Genomic DNA, 20,164 nt, shown 5'->3' on the forward strand with positions numbered 1-20,164 from the left:
AGGGAAAGTAGTTAAGCGATCGCACTTCCAATTTTGACTAAATCAAAGTGCGATCGCAGTAAATATAACGGTTGCGTTTGTAACTCATTATTGCTACCTCCACTACTGAATACCAACTCAATATTCGCTATATCTGCTGGTACTCTCACTACTCCTTGACGATTACCATTAATGAATGGCGATCGCTTGCTGGTGGGTAAAACAATTGGGTATTAGTAACTTTGGGTGTTAATGCCCCCACCCCAACAGTCACGGAAATACTTAGCATTAGAGCAGTTATTTTTCTCATATCCTGGGAATATCCTTTGAACTTAGTGATTGTCAAAGTTTACATCTCAAGAGGAATATACTTAAAAAAATATTGAGCTAATCCCACAGCCTTTAATCGTGGGATTAACTCAAATATTCAAAATTCACTGCGGACGTTATTGATATCTCAGCAAAAAGCCAAATCTGGTTATAACTATCAACCAAACCAGTGAGAGGGTTCACAAGCTGGTTGAACTGTTTCACAAACACGATGGCTAATCCAATCTGACTTTTCTTGAACGATTAGACAAATGCCTTGGTGAATCAAATTCTGTAAATGTAGTTGCTGCTCTAAAGGTTTACGAGGCAATTTGTAATAAGCCAAGCTTCCTTGTTCAGCCTCCCCTGAAATCTGTTCATTAGACATGACGCTGTAAAAGGAGGGAATACGGTTGAGGACGAAAGTAATTAACTCTTGGCGTAAATCAGGAATTGCAAAGGCTTGTTGATATGGATGGGATGGATATGTATTCAAAATACTTTCAATTTCTCCCACTATTGATTGTTGTGTTAAATTGACTACCGTTTTCATGATTTTTAAACTCCTTTTTTCATCAAGTCAATACTTGGTGGAGAGAATAACTTTTTTAGATAGCAACGTCGTGATGACAATCAGTTAAAAGTAACTCAACTTACAGATGCAATCAACCCCGAAACTAGCCTCTTGTCTTGGTACAATCTCAGACATTTGGTTTTGCTTATTTTAGTTAAAGTTTATACTGTCTCACAGCATGACTTATTAAAACAGCGTCCAATAAGCTGGTAGTTTACCGACATTTTATATTTATAATCCTAATTATTTCAAATTTCTACCAAAAAGGCAGAAATCTACATAAAACGCAGCAGAAAAGATAGGGGATCAAGATTAACAGCAATAAAAACACTTGAATTAGTAACAAGTTTTTCATGAAGTTAAGCTTTTCGGGTAATTGGCATCACTTTTTAGGTTCTCAGCAAATTTTGCTATTTCATCTAAAAAACTTATTTGTTGCACTTTAATTTAGTCAGTCAGAAAAATAGCGACTTAGGATAGTGCAGGATCAGTCTAGCGACAGATGAAATGATCGAGCAAAAACGTTTAAAAAGTTCACATTATCGAAAGGTAGATGACGTAACTGATTATTAATTTCATCAGCCGCAGCTAATCCAGAAAGCATCGCACCTTCGACAAGATTGCCGCCACACCAATCACCACAGCAAACTAAAGGTAAAGAAGTTCCGGCTGACAAAAAAGCTTCGTGCCAAGGACGGCTAGGAAAGGCATAACGCCAACGATGTACTTGCATCCATTCGGGAGTATTCAGCCAAGGAAGGGACAGAGATTCAGCTGCTCGTTGCAACATAAGTTGTCCAGCAGGTTGTAAATCCTGTGATTCTAGATGACGTTGGGCAAAATTAGCGCTACTTTGCACCACAAAATGTGGTAGTTGAGGGTTAGGACGCTTGCTACTATCTAAACCAATCCATGCTAAATCAGCATCATCTACAAAAGTTAGGGCTTTCCATTGAGGAAGGGGTTCAGATGTAGAAGGATATCCAGCGATCGCACTAATTGAAGGATAAAATTCTACAGAACGCAAATTATCAAGAAAAACTGCATCCAATACACTTTCACCCAAAGGTTCTAACAGCATCACAGCTTGGGGTGCAGGAATAGCGACAACTATAGCTTTTGCAGTTAATTCTTCATTACTAGATTCGAGAGTCAAACGCCAGCTATTTTCGGGAGTTGGAGTAATAGCGATGACACGCTGATTTAGTAATATTTCTAAACCTGGAGCGAGGGATTTAGCGATCGCACTCATTCCCGCAGGTGCAACATAACGCGGACTGCGGTTTTTCGGTTCAGATAAAGGAGCGCCTGTTGTAAGTTCGTAAACGTCATCTGTCCAAACTTCTAGGATATGGCGATCGCGCAATATCTCTACAAAACGCCCCAATAATTCACCCTTTGGCTTCAGGTAACAAGCCCCATGATCCGCCAAAGTTCCATGCAAGCGGCGTGTAGCTAGTCTTCCTCCCAAACCGCGCGACTTTTCCACCACTACCACCGAATATCCAGCTTGACTTAACTGCTGGGCGCAGACTAAACCGGCAATTCCGGCACCAATCACTGCAATATCAGTCATGAGTCAATAGTCCCTAGTTAATTATTGGTCATTAGTTATTATCAAAGGACAAAATTACTACTAATGACTGCTGAAAGCTAATAGTAGAATAAGGTACAGAAAGCTGCACGGAAGGGAGGAAGGGAAATTGGATGAAATGAGGGCGGCGCTAGAGTTAGCGACCGAAGAAGAATTGCAAGATTTAACGGCAATTTTATTTAGTCGTAAGTTCAATCCCTTAGACTATGTACACACACCCGAACCCATCGAAGTACAAAGCCAAGACCGCAAAGCTTGGTTAGATGCACTAGAGGGCCGCTTTCGTTTTTTGGCGGCAGATGGGATGACAGTATTACGGGGACGCACAGGCCAGGTAACTTACCGACAAGCCTTAGTTCAAGTATGTAAGTATCTAAAAATTCCCTATTCTAATCAGCTGGCAACTATTGATTTAGAAGCAGAAGTATTTTTGCATCTACTAGGACAGGTGTGGAAAAAATTACCGGAACAAGAAAAGCAAAAATTGACTGTACAGGTGCAGCGTCAGCTGCTCAAATCAGAATTAAAACAACCCCTACCACTTTTATTACAACGTGACCCCTTGGGTTTACTTTTCAAAGGCGGTAGTGCGATCGCGGTTACTTCTCTTCTCCAGCCACTTGTACTTAAGCAAATTGCCCGTCAATTTGCCATCCACTTTGCTACTTATGAAGTAGCCAAACAAGCAGCAATTACAGGCTCAGAAGCAGCTGCAACGCAATTTCAAAGCTATGTAGCTATGCAAATGGCGCAACGGGGTATGACAGTGAGTGCAGCTCGTTATGGGGCAGCCCGCACGATGTTTGCTGTGATTGGCCCGATGATGTGGACTTGGTTTATTGCGGATTTAGGCTGGAGAGCGATCGCTACTAACTATGGTCGAATCATCCCCACCATCTTCGCCTTAGCTCAAATTCGCCTCACTCGTGAGGAATGTTGGGAGCCAGCTTGAACAAGGTTTTTGAATATTTCAAGTCTCGTTGGCAATCTTCTTGGAACTACTCTCTATGGGCACTGTTAATCTTCCCATTGAGTCCTTTAGTAGGGGCTGTGACTGTAGGTTTTGTCTCATTAATAACTTGGCTGAAACAATCCCGCAAAATTAATCGCCGCCCCCTCAACTGGGGATTTGCCCTTTTGAGTGTATTACTGATCGTGAGTGCTGGGTTTGCCCAAGACAAAACAGCAGCTTTCCTCGGCTTATTTAATTTATTACCATTCTTTTTACTTTTCGCTGCCCATAGCGCTCTGATTCAAACATTTGTCCAATTGCGGCAAATGGCTTGGGCTTTGGTAATTGGTTCCATGCCTGTAGCAATTATGGGCTTGGGACAATTATTTTTCGGCTGGAGTTTCAAGTTCCAGTTTGTCTGGGTTGTGTTTAGTTGGACAATCACACCAGGCGGAAACCCACCAGGCCGTATCGCTTCACTTTTCTTGCACGCTAACACCTTCGCAGCTTATCTAGTAATAGTTTTCATTCTTAGTCTAGGGTTGTGGATCGAACAATGGCGATTAGGGATGAGGTATTGGGGATTAAGCATAAGAGGCAAAGGGGCAGCACTTCTCTACGAGAGGCTGCGCCAACGGCTACGCTCAGTAACCGAGGAGCAGAGGGGCAGAGGGGAAAGACTTACTGCACCCCACTCTCCAGTCCCCTTTCTCTTCCTAAGCGTGGCAGTGATTACAAATTTCATTACCTTGATTTTCACCAACTCGCGTAATGGGTGGGCGATCGCTATATTTGCCTGTTTAGCTTATGCTCTCTACCAAGGTTGGCGCATTCTTGTAGGTAGCGTTGCTGCGATCGTTTCTAGTGTGTTTTTGGCAGCTTTTGCTCCCTCACCAATCGCTCACATTTTTCGCTTCGTAGTTCCTGCCTTCTTTTGGGCAAGGTTAAATGACGATATGTATCCAGATAGACCAGTTGCTTTAATGCGAAAAACTCAGTGGGGATTTGCTTGGTCTTTAGCGCAGGAACATCCTTGGACTGGCTGGGGATTACGCAGTTTTAGCACACTCTACAAAGCACAGATGCAGATTCCCTTGGGTCATCCCCATAACTTATTTTTGATGTTATTTGCCGAAACTGGTTTTCCTAGTACTGTTTTATTTTGCGGGTTACTTGGTTGGATTTTAATTACAGGTATTCAATTACTACGAAAGTCAAAATATATAAATACAGAAGATAGATTGATATTTTTTAGCTATCTTCTAGCCTTTGTTGGGTGGCTTCTATTGAATTCAGTAGATGTAACCCTCTTTGATTTTCGTTTGAATGTACTTTCATGGTTAGTTTTAGCTGCCATTTGTGGAGTATTACATCGTTATAACGAACAAGACAGACTTATATCTCGTTCAAATTAGTTAGGAAATGACAAATAGCAACCATTTAATTATTACATTTTTCTTATCAAGAAAAGATAAAAGCTTGTTTGCCATTAGCAAAACTCTAGAAATAAATATATATTATTGATTGCGCTTGCGTATATTTATGTACACACTGGTGAAAAGGTATAAAGAATTTACTACTAAAGGATCGGATGATATCTAAGACGGGCTACGCCTAAGCATCCACGGCACCTGATAGTAGCTATGATTTTTCAGTGTATGCACTGGGGACATTGAGAGTTTTAAGTTAATAAGATTGTTATATTCACGTCTGTGAGTGTGACTAATATCTAATTAGTCACTGTTGCTGATTGTTGGGAAGGTGTAGGGACATCCCTTTGGGGTTTTCCTGCATGACGGGCATCTCTTGTAGATGCCCTTTTGTATATTTATTATTTTTATTCAGTTAAACACTATTTTAAAAATATTGAATTTCACGCAATATCTGAAAAATTTATCGTATTACCCTCTAACGTATTGACGACACGTTTTTTTACTATGGTTCTAAGCCTTGGCTACGCTTTTTTTGGATGATTTGTTGTAGCTCATCTACTGAATTAAGACGTTTGCCATTAGACTGAATATGTAATGCTAAGGCGTGGATTGCTTCTGTATCGCCACGATTTTGCAAAATATAATCTCGCAATTGCTTGCGTGTCATTTCTCTAAAGTTAGGCTTATTCATAATCAACCTCTCCTTGTGGATTAATTACTAAAACTGTCTCTTCACCTGCGATTACTACGATGTTATCTGTTCGCTCATCTAAGCTAACTAGGTAAACCGGGAGATACATTCTTGTTAGCCAAGTCAAGACTCTGTATAACTGTTTCAATTGTTCTGAGGTTGGCTCCATTCACCGCTAAACTTAGGCTAAACACAAGTTGAAACTTTATTATGACCGATAAACTTTATGGTGTAGTACCAATTCTTTGTGAAACTGCACAAAATTAGGCTTGGTGATACAAGCGCCTTGAGCAAGTTGTTCTATGCTATGCAACCTCACAGGTAATCGGTGTAAGCTCTCGGTAAAATGGGTGTGTCGGTAACGAAAAAAAGACGCCTCCATAACCAACCTTATGCTCACAACAGCTAACTTTTTTCAGTACACCCAATGGTCAGGTATAGCTACATTGGCATTTGCTGCCTTGACATTTTTGGCTTTTATTCTCAAATGGGGCATCCGCTTTCGCTTGGTAGGTACGACTGGCTTTATGCTGGTGGTGACTGCTGGTTTATTTGGACTCTCAATAGTTCCTTTGAGTCGGACTGTAATTCCTGGAGCAGCTCGGTACACTCTAGTTTATGACAATGGCTCAACACAAGCGGTGATTGCCACATCACCCCAAATTACACCCACACAATTAGAAGCAACTTTACGTCAAGCAGCTAGCAATCTTTTTTCTTATGGTCGTTCAGGTACACAGGAAGACGAAAATTTGACAGTTCGCGCCCGTACCATTATCCACCCGGAAACAGGGATTTCTGTCCCAGTTTACTTGGGTGAGGTGAAGCGATCGCTCGTTTCTCATCAAAATTCCCCAGTCACAGTCAAAATTTACACAGACAATTTCGCCAAATTGCCAAAACCTACTGCATAAAAGGCAAGGGAGCAAGGGAGCAGAGGGGCAGGGGAGCAGGGGAGAAGTTGCAGTAAGTCTTTCCCCTCTGCCTCTTCCCAATGCCCAATGCCCAATGCCCAATCCCAGAAAACAAAGTAATTTACCTGTTATCAGGATGACAAAAATTATTTTGTATTTACTGATACATTAATGGTTATTTTTAGATTAAGATATTCACACTTTAGTGGTTCTACTGTGGGAAAAAGTTAATCAGCGTGGGGTAATGGGTACTGAGAGTTGTAATTTGTCAGTTGTTGTCCTAATTGCCCCTGTTGCCATTTTCAAAATTCTTTGCAGCAAATCAAGGGGTTATAGAGACATATATTTGCATACCTTTACATATATATCTGTAGCTAAAAATTGCATCAAATAGCACAAACACTTACACATTATCAATTCTCGATTGCTTTTCTTGAGAATCTGACAATGGTAATGTTAATTAATTATACGGTTATTCAAAACTTTGATAGTTCGGAATTTCAGGCCAATGGGTATTTATAGATTCAAGCAATGTCGTCAAACTACTCAATCGATCGGCAACAGGACTTGTCTATTGAATTGCTTGGCTCAAATCCAGATGATCTGGGCGGAAGGTTGGAGCTATCCAAAAACCAGCTTGGCAACAAGTATCCTCGATCGCTAGTCTATTTATATTAAGAAGTATCAAGGTTTTGGTAAACGAGATTATATGCCCAATAATTTTTCTACTCAACCTTCTTTGTCTACTCAAACCTCTAGTTCATTATTTACGCTCACAGTTTCCCCCGCAAAAGTAATCCGCGATTCTGGGGTGTTGCAAACAGCCGCAGCAGAGATCGCCTGTTTGGGAAGTCGTCCCTTAATTGTGGCAGGTAAGTTTACTCTCGCTATCAGCCAACAAAATTTGCAACCAGTTTTAGAAGCGCAGCAGTTACATACTGTCCAAGCTTCTTATGGTGCAGATTGCTGCGAAGCTAGCCTAAAATCTTTACAGAAAAAGGCAAAAGAACATAAAGCTGATGTCATTATCGGTGTTGGTGGCGGCAAAGCCCTAGATACAGCGAAATTAGTTGCACAGCAATTACATTTACCAGTAGTGACAATTCCGACTTCCGGAGCTACTTGTGCAGCTTGGAGTGCCTTGTCAAATGTTTATTCGGAAGATGGGGCTTTTCTCTACGACGTGGGGCTATCTCGTTGTCCCGATTTATTGATACTCGATTATGATTTGATTAAAACTGCACCACAACGTACCTTAGTAGCTGGAATTGGTGATGCGATCGCTAAATGGTATGAAGCCTCGGTTAGCAGTGGACACCTGCAAGACACTTTAATTATTGCTGCGGTGCAACAAGCACGAGTTTTACGAGATATCTTGTTGCAAAAGTCAGCCGCCGCCCTCGAAGAACCAGGTAGTGAGGTTTGGCGAGAAGTGGTAGATGCCACTGTTTTACTCGCTGGAGTAGTTGGAGGACTTGGAGGGGCGCAGTGTCGCACAGTTGCCGCCCATGCCGTGCATAACGGTTTAACTCATATTTCAGGACATGGCAGTATTCATGGCGAAAAAGTTGCTTTTGGGATTTTGGTGCAACTGCGTTTAGAAGAAATGCTACAAGGCAATCAACTAGCAGCATCGGCACGACAACAGTTGTTAAAGTTCTACACAGAAATTGGACTACCCCAGAAATTAAGTGATTTGGGATTGGGCAATATTACATTAGGTGAATTGCAAACAGCCGCCGAAATGGCTCTAGTTCCTAATTCTGACATCCATCGACTACCGTTTAAAGTCGCGCCAGAACAGTTGATGGCGGCAATGGTTTCTACCACTGCACCTATAGATAGTAGAGATACTACAAATCGAGTTTCGCCCAAGGGAATGAGTGACGAGGTTTTATGAGTTTAAATTGGATTGTCCCAGCAGAACGCATACAAAAACTACCACCTTATGTATTTGCCCGTTTAGATGAACTGAAAGCTAAAGCACGGGAACAAGGGTTAGATTTAATTGACTTGGGTATGGGAAACCCCGATGGTGCAACGCCAGCACCAGTAGTAGAAGCAGCGATCGCTGCTTTAAAAGATTCTAGCAATCACGGTTATCCACCCTTTGAGGGCACAGCTAGTTTCCGCCGTGCCATTACTAACTGGTATCGTCGCCGTTATGATGTGGTTCTCGATCCTGATAGCGAAGCCTTGCCATTGCTGGGTTCTAAAGAAGGATTAACTCATTTAGCGATCGCCTACATTAATCCTGGTGATTTAGTTCTGGTTCCTTCCCCAGCTTATCCGGCACATTTTCGCGGCCCGGCGATCGCTGGTGGGAAAATCCATAGTTTGATTCTTAAACCTGACAATGACTGGTTAATTGATTTAGCTGCCATTCCTGAAGAAGTTGCAAGACAGGCGAAAATTCTCTACTTCAACTATCCCAGCAATCCCACCGCCGCCACCGCCCCCCGCGAATTTTTTGAAGAAATCGTCGCCTTCGCCCGCAAATATGAAATTTTGCTGGTGCATGATTTGTGTTATGCCGAGTTAGCTTTTGATGGTTATCAACCCACTAGCTTGTTAGAAATTCCCGGTGCGAAAGATATTGGTGTGGAGTTTCACACCTTATCTAAAACCTATAATATGGCTGGTTGGCGCGTCGGGTTTGTCGTGGGCAACCGCCATGTAATTCAAGGTTTGCGGACGCTGAAAACTAACTTGGATTACGGCATTTTTGCCGCACTACAAACAGCAGCCGAAACAGCTTTGCAACTGCCAGATGTGTATTTGCACGAGGTACAACAACGCTACCGTACCCGCCGCGATTTCCTGATTCAAGGGTTAGGAGAGTTGGGTTGGGATATCCCCAAAACCAAGGCGACGATGTATCTTTGGGTGAAGTGTCCCGTTGGCGTTGGTTCCACAGATTTTGCCCTGAACGTGTTGCAACAAACAGGCGTTGTGGTTACTCCCGGTAATGCCTTTGGCGTTGCAGGTGAGGGTTATGTCAGGATCAGTTTGATTGCAGACTGCGATCGCTTGGGTGAAGCTTTACATCGCTTCAAGCAAGCTGGCATCCGCTATCAGCCTGAAGTTGTAGTTCCTGCTTCAGAAGCGATCGCCGATCTGGTTAGTTGATTAGAGAAAAAAAACCAATATTACATGACTAAAATTTTTGCTGACGATCTTTGAGATCGTGTAACAAATACGATTATACGAAGCGACAGCTATTGCAAGTGAACTCTCTAACCTGGACTTTCAGGTTGAGACAACCCGTAGCTATATTCAATAGACTTCTTGCAGTAGTGGGGGAAGGGGCAAAGGTATGGAACTTTCCCTTCCCCTTTAACCTTTCCCAACATTTTGCAAAAATAACTTTGCAAGATGTGTAATATCTGCTGCCAAAAGGTAATGTAGCATTTATTACCTGCAAACTAGGATATTGAACGAAGACGGAGGGCAGTTCGAGTTTAGGGAAGACTGCCTTCTGCTTGCTGTTTTTCTTAATAAATACCTAATCTTAAATCCAATATCTAAATTTTTTTGCTATGGTGATCCCAAAGGAATTGTTAAGTGCTTACGAGATGTAAATTAAATGACTAATCAATAATTAAGTAGTACTTGATACAAAAAAATAAGTAATTTACCTATAAAATACATCTTTCTTATTACTTCTTGGGTTGGACAATACGCGTTTCAATATCTTCTAATGTTTGTAACAATAAACGATTTGCCTGCAATTTCCAACCCCATTTCTGAACTCTATAAGCTAATACAGTTCCAACTACAGATGCTAACAAGCCTATGGGTTGATTTAAAGAAATTCCTAGTAACAAACCCAATCCAGCAATTCCCCAAAATGGTAAAGCTACTGCTTGTCTTTGTTCTTCCACAACTTGGGTAATTATATTAGATTTCATCTGAGCAAGTAATGCTCCTTTTACTTGCTGCTGTTCTGTTACCGATACTGTTAAACCTATTTTACGGCGTAGTTTTTCTATTTTGCGGGCATCAGTACTGTATTCAGTTAGTTCATCTTCCGCCATTTTCAGGAGTCTTTCTAGCTGCGCCATCATTTATTACTTCCGGTATTTTGATCGAGTTATTAAACTGAATAATTGTTAATTTTTATTGCTTCTAGTTTTGGATTTCATCGCCAAATATCAATCTACGCGACAGAACCAAAAATCTAAAGTTGAATATGGGAAAAATAAATATAGTAGCAGTTATGCACTTACAAATTGAGTATAAAATTAAAAGGTAATATTTATGGCTACAGTATCTAAAAGCACTTTGTCTCTATCTGCCCAAGAGCGATCGCTCATCTTGTGGTTTGATGAAATTGGGATTGCTGATATCCCAGTAGTTGGTGGTAAAAATGCCTCACTAGGGGAAATGATTCAACAGCTAACACCCAAAGGCATTAACGTTCCTACAGGATTCGCCACTACTGCTTACGCTTATCGTCATTTCATTCAATCAGCGGGGTTAGAAGCAAAGCTACGCAAACTCTTTGCTGACTTGGATGTTGAAGATGTCAAAAATTTACGAGAACGCGGCAAAAAAGCGCGATCGCTCTTAATCCACACACCATTTCCTGTAGAATTGCGCGAGGCGATCGCCACAGCATACCATAGTCTCTGCGAACGATACCATGCAGACACAGATGTGGCAGTCCGTTCCAGCGCCACTGCTGAAGACCTTCCCGATGCTAGTTTTGCTGGACAACAGGAAACTTACCTCAACGTTGTCGGTGTCGAAGGAGTTTTAGCAGCTTGTCATAAATGCTTTGCTTCTCTATTTACCGATCGCGCTATTTCTTATCGCCACACCAAGGGATTTGACCACTTTAGCATTGCTCTGGCTGTGGGCGTGCAAAAAATGGTGCGCTCTGACTTAGCAACCTCTGGGGTAATGTTCTCAATTGATACAGAAACAGGTTTTAAGGATGCGGCACTAATTACAGCCGCCTACGGTTTAGGTGAAAATGTTGTCCAGGGGTCTGTCAATCCCGATGAATATTATGTTTTTAAACCAACTTTAAAAGCTGGTTTCCGTCCAATTATCGACAAAAAATTGGGCAGCAAAGAACTGAAAATGATTTATGATGACGGCTCTAAATTTACGAAAAATGTTTCGGTTTCACCCAGCGAAAGAGGTAAATTCGCTCTGAGTGATGAAGAGATTTTACAACTAGCAAGTTGGGCATGTTTAATTGAAGACCATTATTCTCAAGTCCACGGCATTTTCACTCCAATGGATATCGAGTGGGCAAAAGATGGGATTACGAACCAACTTTTTATTGTGCAAGCGCGCCCCGAAACCGTCCAGTCACAGAAGACGGGAAATGTGTTGCGGAGTTATCGGTTGGTATTGGGGAATAAGGAATCAGGAATCGGGAATGGGGAAAAATCTTTCCAATCCTTAATTCCCCTGGTTACGGGAAGTGCAATTGGGGAAGCAATTAGTCAGGGAAAAGCACGCCTAATTTTGGATGTTCAGAAACTAGAACAGTTCCAAGTCGGGGAAGTTTTGGTGACAGAGAGAACCGATCCCGATTGGGAACCAATTATGAAACGTGCTAGTGCAATTGTCACCAATTCTGGAGGTCGCACGTGTCATGCAGCAATAATTGCGCGAGAATTGGGTGTGCCTGCGATCGTGGGATGCGGCAATGCTACAGACATCTTGAAACCTGGTCAAGAGGTAACAATTTCTTGTGCTGAAGGTGAAGAAGGAAAAGTTTATCCAGGCTTATTACCTTTTGAAGTTAAAGAAGTTCCTTTAGAAAACTTACCCCGCACCCGCACTAAAATTTTAATGAATGTGGGTAATCCCCAAGAAGCATTAAGTTTATCGGCAATTCCCAACGATGGCGTAGGTTTAGCGCGGACAGAATTTATCATTGCTAACCAAATTCAAATTCATCCAATGGCCTTGATTCACTATGATTCGTTAAAAGATGAATTTGCTAAAGCTAAAATTGCTGATATTACCGCACTTTATAACGATAAACCCCAATATTTTGTAGATAAATTAGCTCAAGGCATTGGTAGAATTGCCGCAGCATTTTATCCCAAATCAGTGATAGTCCGAACCTCAGATTTCAAAAGTAATGAATATGCCAATTTATTAGGTGGACGACAGTTTGAACCCCATGAAGAAAACCCAATGTTAGGTTGGCGAGGGGCAGCGCGTTACTACGATGAAGGCTACAGAGAAGCTTTTGCCTTAGAATGTCATGCCCTCAAAAGGGTACGGGAAGAAATGGGTTTGACAAATGTCATCCCCATGATTCCCTTTTGCCGCACTCCTGACGAGGGGCGTTTGGTTTTAGCAGAGATGGCAAAAAATGGTTTAAAGCAAGGTGTTAACGGCTTGCAGGTTTATGTGATGTGTGAGTTGCCCAGTAATGTGATTCTGGCTGAGGAATTTGCTGAGGTATTTGATGGCTTCTCCATTGGTTCTAATGATTTAACTCAATTAACACTAGGGATAGACAGGGATTCGGCGTTGGTTGCCAGATTGTTTGATGAACGCAGTCTAGCTGTCAAGCAAATGGTAAAAATGGTCATAGAAACAGCGAAAAAATGCGATCGCAAAATCGGCATTTGTGGACAAGCACCTAGCGACTATCCAGAATTTGCCCAGTTTTTGGTTGAACAAGGAATTGACTCGATTAGTCTGAATCCTGATTCGGTTTTAAAGACAATGCTGGAAGTGGCAAAAGTCGAGAGTAGTAATTCGTAATTCGAGTAATTTATGCCAGTTAGAAACCGTTACCACGAAAACTTGAAGAATGCCCTAATTTAAAGATAGCTGGACTGTTACAGACGATCCCTTTCATCTAAAGTGGGGAAAATAAGGATCTTCACGCGGATTTGGCAGCCGAAAAGTTGCTCATCGCGGAAAAATTCAGAATTTGCGTAGTTTACCGCCGCAGGCATCGCATAACTAAGGGTAATTAAACTTCTGAATAATTGCCCATAGCATAGCGATCGCTATATTTTGTTTGTGTAATTGTCTACAAAACTTTTGACTGGTCAACCATAAGTATCTTAGTATTTTGCAGAATGGCAATTTATTTTAGCCAAAAGCAAGATGACAAATCTTTTGGAAACTGAACGCTTGCTCATTCGCAGTTGGATATCCGAAAGCGATGCCGAACAAGCGTTTGCAATTTACAGTGATCCTGAAGTTACGCACTTTCTTGGTAAATCTTCTCGCCCCGCAAGTGTTGAGTCACAGCGTCAGCGCTTGATTGAAGGTATCGAGCGAATGCACCAACGCAACAATGGTACTGGAGCTTGGGCAATTGTTGAAAAGGAAAGTACAACAATTGTGGGAACTATCCTTCTTAAACAATTGCCCGACAAAGATGGTTTACCCACTCAAGATTATGAGGTAGGCTGGGAATTGCGGCGAGCTTCTTGGGGTAAAGGGTATGCAACAGAAGCAGGACGAGCTATGCTCAACTACGGATTTAGTGTCCTAAACTTGCCACTGATTTATGCCGTAGTGAAGCCAGAAAATCATGCTTCAATCCGTGTAACAGAACGATTGGGTATGAAACCAATAGGGCAAACAAACAAGTATTACAATATTGAACTACTCCTGTTTCAATTAGATGCACCTGAAGAGTGGAGGGGGAGTAGGGACCAGGGGGAGTAGGGAGCAGGGGGAGACAAGGGGAAGAAGAACTATTTATTGGTTATTGATCAATGCCCAATGACAAATGACAAATGACAAATGACTAAAAAGTGGTTCCGAATTGGGATGGCGAGTGTATTTCTTTTCTCACTCGCCTTGAGGTTTTGGGGACTGGGGCGATTCAACACTCTGGTATTTGATGAAGTTTACTTTGCCAAATTCGGTAATAACTATCTCACGCATACACCATTTTTTAATGCTCATCCGCCGCTGAGTCAATATATGATTGGCATCGGCATTTGGATTGGCAGCCACATTCCTTTTTGGCACGATTCAGTAAATGGACTGACAGGTTCTTTGCGATCGCCTTGGACTTATCGTTGGTTCAATGCCCTTACTGGCTCTTTTATTCCTGTAGTTGTGGCTGCGATCGCTTATCAGTTAAGTTATCGTCGTATCTTTGCAATACTTGCAGGATTATTCACAGCTTGTGATGGTATTTTTCTAGTTGAGTCTCGGTATGCTTTAAGTAATATTTATATTGTCATTTTTGGTTTATTAGGGCACTGGTTTTTCTTATTGGCATTAGATAACCAAAATCGGCGACGTTCTTTTTGGTTAATTTTTGCTGGCATTGGTTTTGGCGCCTCAGTCGGTACTAAGTGGAATGGTTTATGGTTCCTGTCAGGTGCTTATCTCATTTGGATAGCAGCTTGGGTAATTCATTTGATACATTCTTCTCTTAACTCCAAACTCTTTTTTGCACCTTCTTCATTGAAGGAGGCAGGAGGCAGCAGACAAGAGTCAGGAGGCAGGAGTCAAGAGTTAGAAGTTAGGAGGCAGGAGTCAGGGGTTAGTACTTATTCTCCCTCATCCCCCTTATCCCCCTCATCTCAGACACCACTACAAAATTTAACTCAGCTAAATATTTTTCACATACTGTTTTATCTAGGAATCATCCCAGCTTTTATCTACAGCATCATCTGGATTCCTCACCTTCAACTAGATAAAACTTATGGATTTATTGCAGTACATCAGCAAATTTTGAAGTTTCATTTACAGCTAGGTGGCAATAGTCCTAACGTACATCCTTACTGTGCTGCTTGGTATAAATGGCCTTTGATGACTCGGCCAATGGCATATTATTATCAAACGGCTGGAAGTATCACCGAACCCTTACCTGTAATGGGCCCGCCTTTGCCTGCGGGTGCTGGACAAGTTATTTATGATGTCCATGCAATGGGCAATCCATTTTTGTGGTGGTTTGGTGTCGCCGCCATGTTGTTTTTAGTAGGAATGCTGATATCACAACCTGTAATTCTTTGGGTGAAAGAAAAGCGTTTTTCTATGCCTGCAACTCTTAGTGTTGATACTTGGATTGCTTTGTATTTAGTCATAAATTATGCTGCTAACTTATTACCTTGGGTGAAAGTGACAAGGTGCGTTTTTATCTACCACTATATATGTGCAGTCGTATTTGTATTTTTAGCGATCGCTTGGTTTGTCGATCGCTGTCTTTGCAGCTATTATCAACAACTCCGGGCGCTAGGTGTCACCATTACTTTTATCATTCTGGCTGCTTTTATTTTCTGGATGCCCATTTATTTAGGTTTACCCCTCTCCCCTGACGGTTACAAGCTGCGAATGTGGTTCAACTCTTGGATTTGATTAGACTTCTTGGCATTTGTCGGGGTAAAGGGGAAGGTGGGGCCCCCTCTGGTAGAGAGGCTGCACCAACGACTGCGCTCAGGACAGGCTCGGCGACTACCTGGCTCCTGAATTCTGTTCTTAACATAGCTACACATATATAGAATTGTTTAATCACATGTTTTTTACATTTCTTATCGCTATGTAACTTTAGCGACTGTTAGACTTTTCAAAGTGCAAGCAAATGCAACTAAGGCTGCAAAACGCAACACCAGGGCATGGGAAATTAGATACTAAGTAAAAATGATGAATGTAAATTATAAAATTTTTGACATTCATCATTCTGCATTATTATAGATACTCTAGTTTTGATGCTCCCGGACAACACAGGAGGATCGTCATGGAAATGAACTTACAATTGCCAGGTATTAATTTAATTAGCTTGAAAGAGGCACCGATTCATATTTCTAGCCAAATTCAGCCTCATGGTGTCCTGTTAGTTTTAGAGGAGCCTGAGCTAAAAATATTACAAGTTAGCACTAATACATTAAAAATTTTCGGAATTGCTCCCGAAAATATGTTACACAAAAAACTAGAAGATTTACTCGACCCATTCCAAATAGAGAGAATTAAAACAGGACTATCTGGCGAAAATCTTGATTTCATCAATCCTACCAAAGTCTGGGTGCGAAAAAAAGGTGATGATTACATAGTATTTGATGCAATATTTCACCGCAATACAGAAGGATTTTTAATTCTGGAGTTAGAACCTGCTCTTACTCAAGAAAATATTCCATTTTTAAGCTTTTATCATCTAGCTAGAGCATCTATTAATCAATTAGAAAAAACAGCAAATCTCCGTGACTTTTGTCAAGTTATCGTTCAAGAAGTTCGGAAAATAACGGAATTTGACAGGGTAATGCTATATAAATTCGATGATGATGGGCATGGTTCCGTTGTCGCTGAAGAAAAACTAGAAAGCCTAGAACCATACTTAGGGCTGCATTATCCAGAATCAGATATTCCCAAACCAGCGAGAAAATTATTTGCTGCCAATTCGATCAGAATCATCCCAGATGCTTATTCTCAGCCAGTCAAGCTTCTTCCTGTAAATAATCCCATTAGCGATCGCCCGATTAATTTAACCAACTCTATTCTCAGAAGTGCTGCTTCCTGTCACACGGAGTACTTGCATAATATGGGTGTTGGTGCTTCGCTTACCATCTCTTTAATTAAAGACCAAAAACTTTGGGGACTAATTGCTTGTCATCATCAATCCCCGAAATATGTTTCCTACGAATTACGTAAAGCTTGCGAATTCTTGGGGCGAGTAATATTTGCAGAAATCTCAGCAAGAGAAGAGACAGAAGATTACTATCACCGGATAAATCTGACACATCTTCAATCAGTCTTGATTGAATACATGTCTCAAGAAGAAAACTTCATTGATGGTTTAGTTAAAAACCCACAGCATCTTTTAGATTTGGCCAGCGCTCAAGGTGCAGCCGTTTGTTTTGGGGGAAATTGCACAGTAGTTGGTGAAACCCCTAGAGAAGAAGACCTGAATTTTTTAGTCCAATGGCTGAAGAATAATGTTGAAGAAGAAGTTTTCTCTACAGATTCTTTACCGCAGATTTATCCAGATGCCGAAAGTTTTAAAAATGTCGCCAGTGGTTTGTTAGCGATTCCCATCGCCAAGCGAAATTATGTTTTGTGGTTCCGACCGGAAGTAATTCAAACTGTAAATTGGGGTGGTGATCCTAATAAGGCTTTTGAAGTTAACCAGTCAGAAGGAAATGTTCGTCTGTGTCCCCGCAAATCATTTGAATTGTGGAAAGAAACGGTTCGCTTAACATCTTTACCTTGGAAAGATGTAGAAGTTAAAGCAGCTTTAGAACTGCGGAAAGCAATTGTCAATATTGTGTTGCGTCAAGCCGATGAACTAGCCCAGTTAGCGCAAGATTTAGAACGTTCTAACGCCGAACTGAAAAAGTTTGCCTACGTCGCCTCCCATGACTTGCAAGAACCACTCAATCAAGTTGTGAATTACGTGCAGCTGCTGGAAATGCGCTATAGCGAAGAACTTGACGAAGATGCTCAGGAGTTTATCAGCTACGCTGTACAGGGAGTTAGCCTGATGCAGACGTTAATTGATGACGTGCTGGCATACTCAAAAGTGGATATGCAGGCGATCGCATTTCAAATGACCGAGGTAGAGAAAGCCTTAAATCGCGGTTTGGGAAATTTACGTCAACGTATTAATGAAACTGGGGCTACTATCACCCACGATCCCTTACCAACTGTAATAGCTGACAGCACCCAAATGATGCAGCTATTCCAGAACCTCATCGGTAACGCCATTAAGTTCCATAGTGACGAGCCGCCACAAATTCATGTGGGAGCAGAAAGAATAGAAGATGCATGGCTGTTCTCAGTTCGAGATAATGGTATTGGCTTTGACCAAAAATTTAGCGAGCGCATTTTCGTCATTTTTCAGCGCTTACATACGCGGGATGAATATACTGGTACAGGTATGGGTTTAGCCATATGTAAGAAGATTGTCGAATGTCACCGGGGGCGGATCTGGGTAGAGTCAGAACTAGGTGAAGGCGCAACCTTCTACTTTACGATTCCAGTTGGAGGACGCGAACTTGAGCGTAGAAACGGAAGAAAAACACAAAACCATCTTTTTGGTAGAGGACAATAAAGCTGATATTCGCTTAATCCAAGAGGCATTGAAAAATAGTTCAGTGCCCTACCAAGTGGTAACGGTCAGGGATGGCATAGATGCTATGGCTTATTTACGCCAAGAAGGTGAATATGCTGATGCAGCACGCCCTGACCTCATTTTGCTAGATTTGAACTTGCCTAAAAAAGACGGTCGAGAAGTGCTGGCGGAAATAAAAGCCGACCCAGTACTAAAACGTATTCCAGTTGTTGTGCTAACAACCTCTAAAAATGAGGATGACATTTTTCACAGCTACAATTTGCACGTAAATTGCTATATCACTAAATCCCGCAACCTCAACCAATTATTTCAAATCGTCAAGAGTATTGAAGATTTTTGGCTAGGTACTGTGACACTACCATCAGAGTGAGGCAAGGGGCACGGGGAGAATAATAACTCCTAACTCCTAACTCCTAACTCCTAACTCCTAACTCAGCACTCAGCACTCAGCACTATCAAGATAGAGGAGCAATAGGGGGTGAAACCCGAAGATTATGGTTGTGAGCTACTCAGTAAAAATCTTGTTAATTGAGGATAACCTAGCTTCTGCTAGGTTGTTACAAGAGTTTCTAACACAAGCGCAATCGCAAGAGTTTACTCTGGTTCATGTGATGCGATTGGGGGAAGCACTTCAGGAATTAAGTCAATGTAATTATGATGTTATTTTATTAGATTTAACTCTACCTGACAGTCAAGGATTGTCATCTCTACCTCCTCTAATCGATCAAGCGCCAAGTACACCGATTGTTGTCTTAACCAATACAAATGACGAAGAACTAGCAATTGAAGCAGTGCGTCAGGGGGCACAAGATTATCTAGTCAAGCGCCAGGTAAATGTAGATGTGTTGGTTCGCTCTTTGCGTTATGCGATCGAGCGCAAGCAGGTTTTAGAATCATTACGCACGGTCAATGAAACTTTACAAACTAGGGTTGAAGAACGAACTGCGGAACTAGTAAAAGCCAATGAACTCAACCAGTTCAAATCTGAATTTGTCTCAATGCTCTCCCATGACATCCGCAATCCGCTAAATACTATTCTTTTGGCTGCTGGATTGCTACAAAATCAGGATGAAAGATTAACCAAAGAGAAAAAACAGAATCATTTGAAAATGATTCGGTCGGCAATTAAAAACATGGCAAAGCTATTGGATGAAGTTACATTCATCGGTAAAGCTGATTCTGGTAACATGGGTTTTGAAGTCATCTGCTTAGATTTAGAAGCTTTTTGCCGCCAAATGGTCGATGAAGTTCGATTGATTGCAAATGATAAGCAGCTGACTTTGGTATTCGCCAGTTTTGGGCAATTAGATGACGCTTTATGGGATGAAAGCTTACTGCGGCACATTTTGGGCAATTTACTTAGTAATGCTATTAAGTATTCACTACCAGGCGGCATAGTACGCTTTGAACTAATTGGTCAGGAAAAAGCGGTAATTTTCAGAGTTCAAGACTGGGGAATTGGCATTCCTCAAGAAAACCAAAAACGACTGTTTCAGCCTTTCCGACGTGCAGACAATGTGGGAAACATACCTGGTACAGGCTTGGGGCTAGCGATCGCCAAAAAGTGTGTTGATGCACATGGAGGCGAGATTGTAGTCAATAGTCAAGTTGGAGTCGGTACAACCTTTACCGTCACCCTTCCTTTACTAAAAGTTTAAGCGGTTACAGTAATTTTCATATCTGAAGAATACAGTTCACTCTT

General features: G+C 41.6%; 19 protein-coding genes. 12 read left to right on the plus strand and 7 right to left on the minus strand.

The features are described 5' to 3' along the window. Positions 1-11 precede the first annotated feature (11 nt). The 3 genes from RMY27_RS30125 to RMY27_RS30135 all read right to left on the minus strand — a co-directional run bounded on the left by RMY27_RS30125 (position 12) and on the right by RMY27_RS30135 (position 2,438). The gene (locus tag RMY27_RS30125) at positions 12-149 is read right to left on the minus strand and encodes a hypothetical protein (protein ID WP_322668500.1); all 138 of its coding nucleotides are present in this window, start codon (positions 147-149) and stop codon (positions 12-14) included. A gap of 317 nt (positions 150-466) precedes the next feature. Further along, positions 467-841, minus strand: coding sequence for a hypothetical protein (locus tag RMY27_RS30130; RefSeq protein ID WP_322668501.1), 375 nt, complete (start codon positions 839-841; stop codon positions 467-469). Between the two features lie 508 nt (positions 842-1,349). Continuing rightward, the gene (locus RMY27_RS30135) at positions 1,350-2,438 is read right to left on the minus strand and encodes an NAD(P)/FAD-dependent oxidoreductase (protein ID WP_322668502.1); all 1,089 of its coding nucleotides are present in this window, start codon (positions 2,436-2,438) and stop codon (positions 1,350-1,352) included. Between the two features lie 127 nt (positions 2,439-2,565). On the opposite strand from RMY27_RS30135, the gene RMY27_RS30140 reads away from it, so the two are divergent. Both RMY27_RS30140 and RMY27_RS30145 read left to right on the plus strand, forming a co-directional pair. Continuing rightward, on the plus strand, positions 2,566-3,408 hold the full coding sequence (locus RMY27_RS30140; RefSeq protein WP_322668503.1) for a YaaW family protein: 843 nt from the start codon (positions 2,566-2,568) through the stop codon (positions 3,406-3,408). Beyond that, entirely contained in the window at positions 3,390-4,823 is a 1,434-nt protein-coding gene (locus RMY27_RS30145) for an O-antigen ligase family protein (RefSeq protein ID WP_322668504.1), read from the plus strand. The genes RMY27_RS30140 and RMY27_RS30145 overlap by 19 nt, the downstream gene beginning before the upstream one ends. Before the next feature lie 520 nt (positions 4,824-5,343). On the opposite strand, the gene RMY27_RS30150 is transcribed toward RMY27_RS30145, so the two are convergent. The 3 genes from RMY27_RS30150 to RMY27_RS30160 are packed head-to-tail and all read right to left on the minus strand — an operon-like array spanning position 5,344 to position 5,914. Continuing rightward, on the minus strand, positions 5,344-5,532 hold the full coding sequence (locus RMY27_RS30150) for a DUF6887 family protein (protein ID WP_322668505.1): 189 nt from the start codon (positions 5,530-5,532) through the stop codon (positions 5,344-5,346). Next, on the minus strand, positions 5,525-5,701 hold the full coding sequence (locus tag RMY27_RS30155; protein ID WP_322668506.1) for a DUF6888 family protein: 177 nt from the start codon (positions 5,699-5,701) through the stop codon (positions 5,525-5,527). Before RMY27_RS30155 ends, RMY27_RS30150 begins: the two co-directional genes overlap by 8 nt. A 39-nt stretch (positions 5,702-5,740) precedes the next feature. Next, entirely contained in the window at positions 5,741-5,914 is a 174-nt protein-coding gene (locus RMY27_RS30160; protein ID WP_322668507.1) for a hypothetical protein, read from the minus strand. 10 nt (positions 5,915-5,924) lie between these two features. On the opposite strand from RMY27_RS30160, the gene RMY27_RS30165 reads away from it, so the two are divergent. From RMY27_RS30165 to RMY27_RS30180, 4 genes are all read left to right on the plus strand, one after another. Further along, positions 5,925-6,446 (plus strand): Ycf51 family protein, encoded by a 522-nt coding sequence (locus tag RMY27_RS30165; protein ID WP_322668508.1) that lies wholly within the window; start codon positions 5,925-5,927, stop codon positions 6,444-6,446. A gap of 508 nt (positions 6,447-6,954) precedes the next feature. Then, positions 6,955-7,110, plus strand: coding sequence for a hypothetical protein (locus RMY27_RS30170; protein WP_322668509.1), 156 nt, complete (start codon positions 6,955-6,957; stop codon positions 7,108-7,110). A 45-nt stretch (positions 7,111-7,155) separates the two neighbouring features. After that, positions 7,156-8,346 (plus strand): iron-containing alcohol dehydrogenase family protein, encoded by a 1,191-nt coding sequence (locus tag RMY27_RS30175; RefSeq protein WP_322668510.1) that lies wholly within the window; start codon positions 7,156-7,158, stop codon positions 8,344-8,346. Continuing rightward, positions 8,343-9,575: an aspartate aminotransferase gene (locus RMY27_RS30180; protein WP_322668511.1), complete on the plus strand. Its 1,233-nt coding sequence runs from the start codon at positions 8,343-8,345 to the stop codon at positions 9,573-9,575. The genes RMY27_RS30175 and RMY27_RS30180 overlap by 4 nt, the downstream gene beginning before the upstream one ends. Before the next feature lie 530 nt (positions 9,576-10,105). Here RMY27_RS30180 and RMY27_RS30185 read toward each other — a convergent pair. Next, positions 10,106-10,510: a hypothetical protein gene (locus RMY27_RS30185; RefSeq protein ID WP_322668525.1), complete on the minus strand. Its 405-nt coding sequence runs from the start codon at positions 10,508-10,510 to the stop codon at positions 10,106-10,108. A 196-nt stretch (positions 10,511-10,706) separates the two neighbouring features. On the opposite strand from RMY27_RS30185, the gene ppsA reads away from it, so the two are divergent. From ppsA to RMY27_RS30215, 6 genes are all read left to right on the plus strand, one after another. Next, positions 10,707-13,187, plus strand: a complete 2,481-nt coding sequence (gene ppsA, locus RMY27_RS30190) for a phosphoenolpyruvate synthase (protein ID WP_322668512.1) — start codon at positions 10,707-10,709, stop codon at positions 13,185-13,187. 351 nt (positions 13,188-13,538) lie between these two features. Continuing rightward, a complete protein-coding gene (locus RMY27_RS30195; RefSeq protein WP_322668513.1) occupies positions 13,539-14,108 on the plus strand; it encodes a GNAT family N-acetyltransferase in 570 nt (189 codons plus the stop codon). 78 nt (positions 14,109-14,186) lie between these two features. Beyond that, on the plus strand, positions 14,187-15,755 hold the full coding sequence (locus RMY27_RS30200; protein WP_322668514.1) for a dolichyl-phosphate-mannose--protein mannosyltransferase: 1,569 nt from the start codon (positions 14,187-14,189) through the stop codon (positions 15,753-15,755). Positions 15,756-16,134: 379 nt separating this feature from the next. Next, positions 16,135-18,441: an ATP-binding protein gene (locus tag RMY27_RS30205; protein WP_322668515.1), complete on the plus strand. Its 2,307-nt coding sequence runs from the start codon at positions 16,135-16,137 to the stop codon at positions 18,439-18,441. Then, positions 18,386-18,832, plus strand: coding sequence for a response regulator (locus RMY27_RS30210; RefSeq protein WP_322668516.1), 447 nt, complete (start codon positions 18,386-18,388; stop codon positions 18,830-18,832). Before RMY27_RS30205 ends, RMY27_RS30210 begins: the two co-directional genes overlap by 56 nt. Positions 18,833-18,956: 124 nt before the next feature. Beyond that, positions 18,957-20,120, plus strand: coding sequence for a hybrid sensor histidine kinase/response regulator (locus RMY27_RS30215; protein WP_322668517.1), 1,164 nt, complete (start codon positions 18,957-18,959; stop codon positions 20,118-20,120). The last annotated feature ends 44 nt before the right edge of the window (positions 20,121-20,164 follow it).

It is taken from the genome of Nostoc sp. DedQUE09 (genome assembly GCF_034530915.1).
Classification (GTDB): Bacteria; Cyanobacteriota; Cyanobacteriia; order Cyanobacteriales; family Nostocaceae; genus Nostoc.